Origin of the sequence: Chromobacterium sp. Panama, assembly GCF_003052555.1 — a bacterium.
GTDB lineage: Bacteria > Pseudomonadota > Gammaproteobacteria > Burkholderiales > Chromobacteriaceae > Chromobacterium.
In genome coordinates, this window is sequence record NZ_QARX01000001.1 from 3,433,428 (window position 1) to 3,445,773 (window position 12,346).

At 69.4% G+C, this 12,346-nt stretch carries 9 protein-coding genes; 8 read left to right on the forward strand and 1 reads right to left on the reverse strand.

Translation table 11 applies throughout. The annotated features are described in order from the left end of the window. The first annotated feature begins 18 nt into the window (after positions 1–18). The 8 genes from DB032_RS15490 to DB032_RS15525 all read left to right on the forward strand — a co-directional run bounded on the left by DB032_RS15490 (position 19) and on the right by DB032_RS15525 (position 11,235). Positions 19–1,341 carry a glycoside hydrolase family 19 protein gene (locus tag DB032_RS15490; RefSeq protein ID WP_107800267.1) on the forward strand — a complete coding sequence of 441 codons (1,323 nt, stop codon included), beginning with the start codon at positions 19–21 and terminating at the stop codon, positions 1,339–1,341. A 330-nt stretch (positions 1,342–1,671) separates the two neighbouring features. Continuing rightward, positions 1,672–2,262 carry an ANTAR domain-containing response regulator gene (locus tag DB032_RS15495; protein ID WP_107800268.1) on the forward strand — a complete coding sequence of 197 codons (591 nt, stop codon included), beginning with the start codon at positions 1,672–1,674 and terminating at the stop codon, positions 2,260–2,262. 16 nt (positions 2,263–2,278) lie between these two features. Beyond that, positions 2,279–3,376, forward strand: a complete 1,098-nt coding sequence (locus DB032_RS15500) for a CmpA/NrtA family ABC transporter substrate-binding protein (RefSeq protein ID WP_107800269.1) — start codon at positions 2,279–2,281, stop codon at positions 3,374–3,376. Positions 3,377–3,678: 302 nt separating this feature from the next. Then, positions 3,679–4,881, forward strand: coding sequence for an MFS transporter (locus tag DB032_RS15505; RefSeq protein WP_048409169.1), 1,203 nt, complete (start codon positions 3,679–3,681; stop codon positions 4,879–4,881). A 19-nt stretch (positions 4,882–4,900) separates the two neighbouring features. After that, complete coding sequence (gene nirB / locus DB032_RS15510; protein ID WP_107800270.1) at positions 4,901–7,333, forward strand: nitrite reductase large subunit NirB; 2,433 nt, start codon at positions 4,901–4,903, stop codon at positions 7,331–7,333. Between the two features lie 7 nt (positions 7,334–7,340). Next, complete coding sequence (gene nirD, locus DB032_RS15515) at positions 7,341–7,670, forward strand: nitrite reductase small subunit NirD (RefSeq protein ID WP_107800271.1); 330 nt, start codon at positions 7,341–7,343, stop codon at positions 7,668–7,670. A 16-nt stretch (positions 7,671–7,686) separates the two neighbouring features. Further along, positions 7,687–10,380, forward strand: a complete 2,694-nt coding sequence (locus DB032_RS15520) for a nitrate reductase (protein ID WP_107800272.1) — start codon at positions 7,687–7,689, stop codon at positions 10,378–10,380. Between the two features lie 84 nt (positions 10,381–10,464). Beyond that, positions 10,465–11,235 (forward strand): transporter substrate-binding domain-containing protein, encoded by a 771-nt coding sequence (locus tag DB032_RS15525; RefSeq protein WP_158274320.1) that lies wholly within the window; start codon positions 10,465–10,467, stop codon positions 11,233–11,235. A 136-nt stretch (positions 11,236–11,371) separates the two neighbouring features. Here the strand turns inward: DB032_RS15525 and DB032_RS15530 are convergent, their stop codons facing one another. Further along, positions 11,372–12,160: a DinB family protein gene (locus DB032_RS15530; protein WP_107800274.1), complete on the reverse strand. Its 789-nt coding sequence runs from the start codon at positions 12,158–12,160 to the stop codon at positions 11,372–11,374. Between the last annotated feature and the right edge of the window lie 186 nt (positions 12,161–12,346).

A 12,346-nucleotide genomic window follows, 5' to 3' on the forward strand; every position in this document is an offset into this window, starting at 1 on the left:
CCGACAACAGGAGCCAACATGCGCAAACCCTTCACCGCCCTGCTGCTGAGCCTGGCCTGCCAGTCCGTTTTGGCCGCGCCCTGGAACGCCGGCGCCGTCTATCAGGCTGGACAGCAAGTCCAATGGCAAGGCCAGGATTGGCAGGCCAAATGGCGCACCCGCGCCGAAACGCCGGCCGCCAATCCCAGAGGCAGCTGGACGCCGGCGGCGGCCAAGACCACGGCTTTGGCCGAACCGGGCCAGCCTCAGCCGCCCACGCTGCAGCAAGCGCTGCAATATGAAGCCGCCCTGACCGACACCCCCTTCTTCCGCAACGTCAAAGCCTCGATCCGCACCCTGCCCAACGCCCAGGTGGAACAGGTGACCCCCGGCCGCGCCGCCAACCCGCTGAACGTGCGCCGGGTGGAGCGCCTGCTGCCTGCCGCCAAGTGGGAGTATTACTTCTCCCGCCGCGACGCCAGCTATAGCTACCAGCGCTTCCTGCAGGCCATCGCCAAGTTCCCCGCCATCTGCGACGACTACGGCGACGGCCGCGACGGCGACGCCATCTGCCGCCACAGCCTGGCCACCATGTTCGCCCACTTCGCTCAGGAAACCGGCGACCACAACCGCAGCGACACGGTGCCGGAATGGCGGCAAGGCCTGAAATACCTGCGCGAAATGGGCTGCGCCGAAACCGGCCCCGGCTGCGGCTACAACACCGAATGCGCCGATCCGGTGTTCAACAAGGTGTGGACCTGCGGTAAGAACGCCGACGGCAGCTGGAAGAAATACTTCGGCCGCGGCGCCAAGCAGCTGTCCTACAACTACAACTACGGCCCCTTCTCCCAAGCCATGCACGACGGCGACCAATCCGTGCTGCTGAAGAACCCGGACCTGGTGGCTTCCACCTGGCTCAACCTGAGCTCGGCCACCTTCTTCTTCGTCTTCCCGCAGCCGCCCAAGCCGTCGATGCTGCATGTGTTGGACGGCACCTGGGTGCCCAACGCCGCAGACAAGGCCGCCGGCGCCGGCAACAACTTCGCCACCACCATCCAGATCATCAACGCCGAGTGCGGCGGCGGCACCGAGCGCCAGGCGGCGCAGAACCGCATCGATTACTACCGCCAGTTCGCCAAGGACCTGGGCTGGGACTACGGCAACGAGCAGCTGTCCTGCGCCAATATGCAGCGCTTCAGCGCCGCCAGCTCCGCCGCCTACAACATCTATTGGGAAAAGGACTGGAAATGGGGCAATGACTACAAATGCCAGCTGGTGAACTACCAGACCCCGTACAGCGCGCTGCAAGCCGGCAACTACCAGCGCTGCGTCGAGGACAACTGGAACGTCAAACTCAAATGAAATCGGCCGGCTCCGCTCGCGCGGGGCCGGCCTCGCCAACGACTGTTGTTCACTCGTGTTTCACCTCCTGTCCATTGGCCTTGTCTCCGCTCCACGATAAGAGCGGCTAACAAACCCCTGATGCTGCGTTGCGCCGACTTGTCGTACTCAAGTACTGCCTGCGTCGGCACGCCTTGCCTCAGCCGTAAAACTGATTTTTGTTAGCCACTCTAAGACATCGCGGCTAAACGCCGCGTCAATCCGGCCGCATCCTCGCTAAAAATCGCGTCAAGAATTCCCTTGGGCACGGCGCTTGCTTCAGCCAAGCCGTCCCTTCTCCCCGGTGCCGCAATGTCCACGCCTCCGCCGCTGCGCCTGCTGCTGGTCAACGACCACGCCAAAACCATCGCCTCGCTGCGCCAGGCGCTGGCGCGCGCCGGCTACGCCGTCGTCGCCGAGGTGGACGGCGCCGCCGCGCTGCTGCAGGCGGTGGAGCGGCTGCGGCCGGACGTGGTGATCGTGGACACCGAATCCCCGTCGCGCGACACCCTGGAACAACTGGCGCTGCTGGGCGAGATCGCGCCGCACCCGGTGGTGATGTTCGCCGACCAGGGCGACCTGCCCACCATAGAAGCCGCCGTCCACGCCGGCGTGGCGGCCTATGTGGTGGACCAGGCCGACGCGGCGCGGCTGGCGCCCATCATCGACCTGGCCCGCGCCCGCTTCGCCGAGGACGCCCGGCTGCGACAGCGGCTGGCGGCGGCGGAACAGCAGCTGGCCGAACGCAAGCTGATCGAGCGCGCCAAGGGCATTCTGATGGACAAGCGCCGGCTCAGCGAAAACGACGCCTACCAGGCGCTGCGCCGGCAGGCGATGCGCGAGGGCCTGCGCGTCGCCGATCTCGCCCGACAACTGATCCAGGCCGCCGAACTGCTAGGCTGAGCCGCGAGGAAATCCCATGACCGTCCCCCACCGCCTGCGCCTGGGCTATCTGCCGCTGACCGACAGCGCGCCGCTGATCGTCGCGCGCCAGCTCGGCCTGGACCGCCGCCACGGCCTGGAACTGGAATTGCTGCGCCAGCCTTCGTGGAGCGCGGTGCGCGACAAGCTGCTGGACGGCCGCCTGCACGCCGCCGCGGCGCTGTACGGCCTGGCCTACGGCATGCAGCTGGGCCTCGCCGGCCCGCAAGCGGACATGGCGCTGCTGATGACGCTGAACCAGAACGGCCAGGCCATCACCCTCAGCCACCCGTTGGCCGACGCGCTGGCCGCGGCGCCGCAGCAGGCCTTGCCGCGCCGCGTCCGCCAAGGCGGCGCGCCGCTGACGCTGGCGCACACCTTTCCCGCCGGCACCCACGCGTTGTGGCTCAATTACTGGCTGGCGGCGCAAGGCCTGGACCCGCTGCGCGACGCGCGCCTGGTGGTGATTCCGCCGCCGCAGATGGGCGCGGCGCTGGAAGCCGGCCAGCTGGACGGTTTTTGCGCCGGCGAGCCCTGGCACCAGCAGGCGGCGGCGCGCCAGGCCGGCCGCATCGCCGTCGCCAGCGGCGAGATCTGGCCCGGCCACCCGGAAAAAGCCCTGCTCTGCCGCCGTGGTTTCGCGCAAGAAGAACCGGCCGCCGCCGCCGCGCTGATCATGGCGCTGCTGGAAGCCTGCCGCTGGCTGGAGCACGGCGAAAACCGCCGCCAGGCGGCGCGCTGGCTGGCGCGGCCGGAGCATATCGCCCTGCCGGAAACGCTGATCGCCGCCACCCTGCCCTCGGCCGCCGCCGGCGCGTCGGCGCTGCGCTTCTTCGACCAGGGCCGGGTCAACCATCCCTATCCGTCCGACGGCGTCTGGTTCATCGACCAGTTCCGGCGCTGGGGCTGGCTGCGCGGCGACGAGGACGCGCAGGCCGTGGCCGCCGCGGTGAGCCAGAGCCGGCTTTACCGGCAGGCGGCGGACGCGCTGGGCCTGCCCGCGCCGGCCCGGCCGCAGCGCCGCAGCCGGCTGTGCGACGGCGTGGAGTGGGACGGACGGCCGCGCTACCCGGCGACGGAGCGTCTGCTTGATTAAGCCCCGCATGTTGCAACGCACAAACTCAGTGCGCGGCCGGCTATTTTCGCACCAGCGCGGTGCGGCTTCCCGCCGCGAATCCACGCGAAACCCGGATTTCCGGCTCGCGGAGGCTGGCACGGCGTTTGCATAAGTCAAGCCGGGCCTGGCACAAAGACGTGCCCCGCCCACCCCAAATGCTTGTCCGGCCAATGGCGGCCGGGACGGCAACGGACAACGGCGTCCGCTCCTGCTATCACCGAGGAGCGAACGCCGTTTTTATTTTGGCCGGCCCCCGGCCGCTCGCGGCACAGGAGTTTCGCATGGACCGTTCTTTCTGGCACACCGGGCACAAGCCCACCTTGCTGTCCGCCTTTCTCTACTTCGACCTCAGCTTCATGGTCTGGTATCTGCTGGGCCCGCTGCAGGTGCCCATCGCCGCCGCGCTGGACCTGGATACCCAAGAACGCGCGCTGATGGTGGCCACTCCCATCCTGGCCGGCGCGCTGCTGCGGCTGGCCGTCGGCATGCTGGCGGACCGCATCGGCGCCAAGCGCACCGGGCTGATCGCCCAGATCGTCGTCATCGCCGCCTTGCTCGCCGCCTGGCGCGTCGGCCTCTCCAGCCTGGGCGGCGCGCTGCTGCTGGGCCTGTTCCTGGGCGTGGCCGGCGCCTCCTTCGCCGTGGCGCTGCCGCTGGCCTCGCGCTGGTATCCGCCGGCGCATCAGGGCACGGCGCTGGGCATCGCCGGCGCCGGCAACTCCGGCACCGTGCTGGCGGCGCTGTTCGCGCCGGCGCTGGCGCTGCAGTTTGGCTGGCAGAACGTGTTCGGCCTCGCCTGTCTGCCGCTGCTGCTGGCGCTGCTGCTGTTCGCCCGGCTGGCCAAGGACGCGCCGGGCGCGCCGCCGCCCAAGCGCTGGGCTGATTATCTGGCGGTGCTGGCTCAGCGCGACGCCTGGTGGCTGATGCTGTTCTACGCCATCACCTTCGGCGGTTTCGCCGGCTTCGCCAGCGCGCTGCCCGGCTATTTCCACGACCAGTTCGGCTTCGACGCCAAGACCGCCGGGCTCTATACCGCCGCCTGCGTGTTCGCCGGCTCGATGATGCGGCCGCTGGGCGGCGTGCTGGCGGACCGCGTCGGCGGCACCCGCTCGCTGCTGGCCGTCTACCTGGCGGTGGCGGCGCTGCTGTTCGCCGCCGGCCTGGAAGCGGGCGGCGCCGGCGGCGCGCTGCTGCTGTTCGTGCTGGCCATGCTCTGCCTCGGCGCCGGCAACGGCGCGGTGTTCCAGCTGGTGCCGCAGCGCTTCGGCGGCGAGATCGGCGCGGTCACCGGCCTGATCGGCATGGCCGGCGGCGTCGGCGGCTTCCTGCTGGCGGCCGGCCTGGGCGTGATCAAGCAGGCCAGCGGCGGCTACGCCATCGGACTGTGGCTGTACGCCGCGCTGGCCTTGGCCGGCTGGGCCGGCCTGGCCGGGCTGCGCCAGCGCTGGCGCGCCGGCTGGTCTCTCGCCAGCGCCCGGCTCTGAACCCGCGAGGACATCCATCATGACCAAACCCAAACTCGTGGTGGTCGGCAACGGCATGGCCGGCATCCGCACCGTGGAAGAGCTGCTGACGCTGGCGCCGGACCTGTACGACATCACCGTGTTCGGCGCCGAGCCGCACCCCAATTACAACCGCATCCAGCTGTCGCCGGTGCTGGCCGGCGAACAGACCTTCGACGACATCGTGCTCAATCCGCGCGCCTGGTACGCCGAACGCGGCATCAGCCTTTACACCGGCAAGACCGTGGTGGAGCTGGACCGCGCGCGCCGCCTGGTGCGCGCCGACGACGGCAGCGTCGCCTCTTACGACAGGCTGCTGCTCGCCACCGGCTCGCTGCCGGTGATGCTGCCGCTGCCGGGCCGCGATCTCGCCGGCGTCATCGGCTACCGCGACATCCGCGACACCGAAGCCATGCTGGCGGCCAGCGCCGGCGGCGGCCGGGCGGTGGTGATAGGCGGCGGCCTGCTCGGCCTGGAAGCCGCCTACGGCCTGAAGCAGCGCGGCATGGACGTCACCGTGGTCCACCTGGCGGACTGGCTGCTGGAAAGACAACTGGACCCCGCGGCCGCCCAGTTGCTGCAGGCCTCGCTGGAAGCGCGCGGCCTGCGCTTCCTGCTGGGCCGCCAGACCGCCGCGCTGCTGGACGACGGCCATGGCGCGGTGGCGGCGGCGCGGCTCGCCGACGGCGAAACCCTGGAGGCCAAGCTGGTGGTGATGGCGGTGGGCATCCGCCCCAATATCGCGCTGGCCGCCGGCGCCGGCCTGCACTGCGAGCGCGGCGTGGTGGTCAGCGACGCGCTGCAGACCTTCGACCCGCGCATCTACGCGGTGGGCGAATGCGTCAGCCACCGCGGCGTCTGCTACGGACTGGTGGCGCCGCTGTTCGAACAGGCCAAGGTCTGCGCCAACCATCTGGCCCAGCTGGGCAGCAGCCGCTACCAGGGCTCGGTGATGGCCACCAAGCTCAAGGTCACCGGCATCGATCTGTTCTCCGCCGGCGACTTCATCGGCGGCGGCGATTGCGAAGAGATCGTGCTGTCCGACCCGGCCGGCGGCCTGTACAAGAAACTGGTGCTGCGCGAGGACAAGCTGATCGGCGTCTGCCTGTACGGCGACACCGCCGACGGCGCCTGGTACTTCAAGCTGCTGCGCGAACAGCGCGCGATAGGCGATCTGCGCGAGCGGCTGATCTTCGGCGAAACCGCCATCGGCGACGTCGGCGTCCAAGGCCAGAGCCGCGCCGCCGGCATGCGGGACGGCGACGAAGTCTGCGGCTGCAACGGCGTCAGCAAGGGCGCCATCGTCAAGGCGATCAAGGAGAACGGCCTGTTCACCCTGGACGAGGTCAAGCAATGCACCAAGGCCGGCAGCTCCTGCGGCTCCTGCAGCGGCCTGGTGGAACAGATCCTGATGAACACGGTGGGCGCGAGCTTCCAGGAAGCGCCCAAGACCAAGGCCGTCTGCGGCTGCACCGATCACAGCCACGCCGAAGTGCGCAAGGCCATCCGCGACCACCGCCTGCTGGACCACGCCGCGGTCTACCACTTCCTGGAATGGCGCACCCCCAACGGCTGCGCCAGCTGCCGCCCGGCGATCAACTACTACCTGTTGTCCACCTGGCCGCGCGAGGCGGTGGACGATCCGCAAAGCCGCTTCGTCAACGAGCGGGTGCACGCCAATATCCAGAAGGACGGCACCTTCTCGGTGATCCCGCAGATGAAGGGCGGCGTCACCAACGCCGCCGAGCTACGCCGCATCGCCGATGTGGCCGACAAATACCGGGTGCCCATGCTCAAGGTCACCGGCGGCCAGCGCATCGACCTGCTGGGCATCCGCAAGGAAGACCTGATCGATGTCTGGAAAGACCTGGGCATGCAATCCGGCCACGCCTACGGCAAATCCATCCGCACCGTGAAAACCTGCGTCGGCAGCGAATTCTGCCGCTTCGGCACCCAGAACAGCACCCAGATGGGCATAGACCTGGAAACCATGCTGGCCAATATGTGGGCGCCGCACAAGGTCAAGCTGGCGGTGTCCGGCTGCCCGCGCAACTGCGCCGAAGCCGGCATCAAGGACGTGGGCGTGATCGCGGTGGACTCCGGCTGGGAGCTGTACGTGGGCGGCAACGGCGGCATCAAGACCGAGGTAGCGCAATTCCTGTGCAAGGTGAAAACCGCCGAGGAAGTGAAGGAATACAGCGGCGCCTTCCTGCAGCTCTACCGCGAGGAGGGCTATTACCTGGACCGCACCGTCCGCTACATCGCCCGCGTCGGCCTGGATTACGTCAAGGCGCGGGTGGTGGACGACGCCGCCAACCGCCAGGCCTTGTACCAGCGGCTGCTGTTCGCGCTGGAAGGCCTGCCCGACCCCTGGGCCGCCCGCATCGCCGGTGCGCAGCGCCAGGAATACATTCCCTTGAAAGTCATCGCCTGAGGCCGCCATGGAACCCACCCCGCCCCCCTCCTCCCGCTGGCTGCGCATCTGCGCGCTGGACGACATCCCGCTGCTGGGCAGCCGCGTGCTGGCGCGCGACGACGGCGACATCGCCCTGTTCCGGCCGCAGCCGCAGCAAGTGTTCGCGCTCTTGGACCGCTGCCCGCACAAGGGCGGCCCGCTGAGCCAGGGCCTGGTGCACGGCGCGGCGGTCACCTGCCCGCTGCACGGCTGGACCCTCAATCTGGACGACGGCGAAGCCCAGGCGCCTGACCGCGGCTGCGCGCGACGCTTCCAGGTCAGCCTGCGGGACGGCGACGTCTACCTGCAACTGTGAACCCGGGGACCGCGCCATGACCACCACCCCCTCCACCTGCTGTTACTGCGGCGTCGGCTGCGGCGTGCTGATCCACAGCGACGGCGCGCGCGTCACCGGCGTGGAAGGCGATCCGGCCCACCCCGCCAACCACGGCCGGCTGTGCACCAAGGGCCTGGCGCTGGCGGACAGCTGCGCCAGTCTGTCCGGCCGCGCGCTGCACCCCGAACTGCGGCTGACCCGCGACGCCGCGCGCCGGCGCGTGGACTGGGACAGCGCGCTGGACACCGTGGCCGAGCGGCTGGCCGGCGTCATCCGCCGCCACGGGCCGGACGCGGTGGCGGTCTACGCCTCCGGCCAATTGCTGACCGAGGACTACTATCTGTTCAACAAGCTGACCAAGGGCCTGATCGGCAGCAACAATATCGACACCAACTCCCGGCTGTGCATGTCCAGCGCCGTCAGCGGCTACAAGCTGGCGCTGGGCGCCGACGGCCCGCCCACCTGCTACCAGGACCTGGACCTGGCCGATTGCGTGCTGCTGGCCGGCAGCAATACGGCCTACGCCCACCCGGTGCTGTTCCGCCGGCTGGAGGCCGCCAAGGCGGCGCGGCCGGACCGCAAATGGATCGTGGTGGACCCGCGCCGCACCGACACCGCGGCGCTGGCGGACCTGCATCTGCAGATCCAGCCCGGCAGCGACGTGGCGCTGTTCAACGGCATGCTGCACCACCTGATCTGGGAAGGGCTGATAGACGAGAGCTACATCGCCGCCCACACCGAGGGCTTCGACGCGCTCAAGCGCCTGCTGCGCGACTATTCGCCGCGCCAGGCCGCCGGCCTGTGCGGCATCGCCGAAGCCGACCTGACCACCGCCGCCGAATGGTTCGGCCGCAGCCCGGCCAGCCTGTCGCTGTACTGCATGGGCTTGAACCAGTCCAGCCACGGCACCGCCAAAAACCTGGCGCTGATCAATCTGCATCTGGCCGCCGGCCAGATCGGCCGCCCCGGCGCCGGCCCCTTCTCGCTGACCGGCCAGCCCAACGCCATGGGCGGCCGCGAAGTGGGCGGCATGGCCACCATGCTGGCTGCCCACCGCGATATCGCCAACCCGCAACACCGCGCCGAAGTGGCCGCCCACTGGGGCGTGCCGCCGGAACGGCTCTCCGACCGCCCCGGCCTGCCGGCCATCGCGCTGTTCGACGCGCTCAAGGCCGGCCGGGTCAAGGCGGTGTGGATAGTCTGCACCAACCCGGCCCACTCCTTGCCGGACCTGGAGCAAGCGCGCCAGGCCCTGGCTCAGGCCGAATTCGTCATCGTCCAGGACGCCTACGCCGACACCGACACCGCCGCCTGCGCCGACGCGCTGCTGCCCGCCGCCTGCTGGGGCGAAAAAGAAGGCACGGTCACCAACTCCGAACGCCGCATCAGCCGGGTGCGCGCCGCCGTGCCGCCGCCGGGCGAGGCGCGCGCCGACGGCTGGATCGCCGCCGAAGTGGGCCGCCGGCTGGAACGGCTGCTCTACCCGGACGCGCCCAGCCTGTTCGAACGCAGCGAACCGGCGGCGGTGTTCGCCGAACACGCGGCGCTGACCGCCGGCCGCGATCTGGACCTCAGCGGCCTCAGCCACGCGCGGCTGGAGCGGGACGGCCCGCAGCAATGGCCGTTCCCGGCCGGCGCGGCCGCCGGCCAGGCTCGGCGTTACGAGGACGGCCGCTTTGCCACCGCCAACGGCCGCGCGCTGTTCCACGCCACGCCCTACCGGCCGCCGGCGGACGCGGTCAACGCCCATTACCCCTTCCGCCTGCTCACCGGCCGGCTGCGCGACCAATGGCACGGCATGAGCCGCAGCGGCCGGGTGGCGCGGCTGTTCTCCCACGCGCCGGAACCGACGCTGGACATGCACCCGGCCGACGCCGCCCGCCGCGGCCTCCAGGCCGGCGAACTGGTCAGGGTGGAAAGCCGGCGCGGCGGTCTGGTGCTGCCGCTGGCGCTTTGCGAGGAACTGCCGGGCGGCAGCGTGTTCGCCGCCATGCACTGGAGCGGCCAGCATCTGGACAGCGGCGGCGTCAACCAGGCCTGCTCGCCGGCGGTGGACCCGCAATCGTTCCAGCCCGAACTCAAGCACGCCGCGGTGCGGGTGGAACGCGCCGAACTGCCGTGGCGGGTGCGCGCCGCCAGCCGCCACCCGGACCTGCCGGCGCTGCGCGCGCGGCTGCAGCCCTTGCTGGCCGGCTGCGGCTACGCCGCGCTCAGCCTGCGCCCGCCGGACATCCTGGTGCTGAACGCCGCCCACGCCCAGCCGCGGCCGGACTGGCTGGCCGAGCTGACTTGGCTGCTGGACCTGGACGGCGGCCCGCAGCTGCAAACCTTCAGCGACGCGCGCCGCGGCCTGGAACAACGCATCGCCTGGCGCGACGACGCGCCCTGGGCCTACGTTTTCGCCGGCGGCCAGGACGACGGCGCGCGGCTGCTGGCCGCGATGCAAAGCGGCCGGCCCTGGCCCGGCAGCCGGCTCAGCGCGCTGGTCCCCGGCGCCGCGGCCGCGCCCGCCGCCGCGCGCATCGTCTGCAACTGCCTGCAAGTGGACGCCGAGCGCATCCAGGCGGCCATCGCCGACGGCGCGGACCTGGCCGGACTCAAGGCGCGGCTGGGTTGCGGCGGTGTTTGCGGCTCCTGTCTGCCGGAGCTGAAACGCATGCTGGCGCGACAGGCGGAACGGGAATATTGAAACCCCGGCGCGGAACTCTATGCTAAGGGAGTCCGGCGCTGTTACCCTCTGCGCAGGCGATAGCGATGGATGCGTGGATTGGGCTTGAAACAGATAGGACTGCTGATCGCGGCGCTGGCCGCGCAGCCGGCGGCGGCGGCGGCGACGCTGGACATGGTTTACGGCGCGGTGGCCTCGGACCCGTATATGAGCGGCGAAGGCGATCAAATGCCGCCCCACCCCGGTGCGGTGGTGGAAATGGCGCAGGCGGCGGCCAAGGGCTGCCGGATCGCGCTTAAGTTGTCGCGGCTGCCGGGCAAGCGCCTGCTCACCGAGATGCAGCACGATCAGCACGACGCCGCCTTCATGTTCTCCCACAACAAAGAACGCGAAGCCTATTTCGATTACCCGATGCAGGGCGAGGAACCCGACCCGCGCTACCGGCTGACCACGCTGGCCTACTCCTTGTACGCGCTGAAAAACGCGCCGCCGGCCTGGAACGGCAAGAACCTGCCGGCGCTGGGCGCCATCGGCGTCAACGCCGGCTGGTCCATCGCCGACGATCTGCGCGCCAAGGGCGCCCAGGTGGAGGCCGCCAAAGACACCGAGATGAACTTCCGCAAACTGCTGGCCCGCCACATCGCCGCCTACGCCACGCAGAACCACATCGGCGACCGCTATCTGGAAGACCACCCGCAGGCCGGCATCGTCCGCCTGCAGCCGCCGCTGTCGCGCAAGGACTACTATCTGGTGTTGGGCAAGCGCTGGCACCGGGACAATCCGGCCCTGGCGCGCTGCCTGTGGCAGCAGATAGGCAAACTGCGCGAAACCCTGCTGCCCGCGCTGCTGCGCCGCCCCTGGTATCAACAACCCTGAGAGGGTGTTTACCATCTCGCGAGCAAAGGCGAGACCAGGCCTTGCGGCGGAAGAAGCGGGGTGTACAAGGGCCGTTCTCAACGCCGTATCGCCGACGCGCAGCAGATCGTCAACCGACTCTGAGCCGGGCCGGCGCTCAAACCGGCTCGCCGCCCAACTCCGCCGTCAGCTCCTCCACCTCCAGCAAATGGGCGCGGTCGTGCTGCAGCATGTCCTCGGCCAAATCCTCCAGACTCATCCGCCGCTCGCCGCCAAACAGGCATAGCCGCCCGCGCTGGGCCGCTTCGGCGCCGGCCAGCGCTGTCAGCAAATGTCGCCGTCCGGCCAGGAAATCGTCCAGGGCCGCTGAGCCGTCCTGCTCCAGATAAGCCAGTTCGCGCGACATTTCAGTGCCGTCTACCGACGGAATATCCGGCATGTCCTCGGTCAATACCCTTGCCACCCTTTGGCAGAAAATCCGGTCCAGATCGCGCAGATGGCAGGCATGCTCCACCGCGGCAAAATCGATGCCGTCCGGCCGCCGCCGCCAGTCCGCGGCCGGAATCACGCGCAGCGCCGCCGCCAACTGGGCCGGCATCGCCCGCAGCGCCTCCAGCCGCTGCTCCCAGTCCAACTGTTGCGGCCGTGGCGTCCACACCACCCCGTAAGTGAAATAACCGCCCGGTACCCGGCCGCGCGGCCGCAACACCTCGTGATAATGGCGGCGCATCACCTCCGCCACCATCGCGCCGCAAAACTGGCGCGCGCTGGCGTCCGCCTCCACTTCCGGAAACAGCTGGCGCACATCGTGGACGATGGCCGCAATCGCCGGCACTTCGGCGCGCGACAAGGCCGCGTATTCCACATAACGCTGCGGCGTGTCGATCAAAGCCTCCAACTGGCGACCCAACGCCTGTTCGCGAAAGACATCAAAACGGGAGTGCATAAGGGCCTCTTATTTAACGTATCAAAATGACACCTTAGTAAACGGCGCAACAAGCGTCAAGTCTGATTTTTGTCATAATTAATCAAACTTAAACAAGACAAATGATTGCAGATTCATGACGGCATTCGGATAATGCTAAACGTTTATTTAAAATCACCCGGCGACATGCAAGCGCAAGCCACGCCT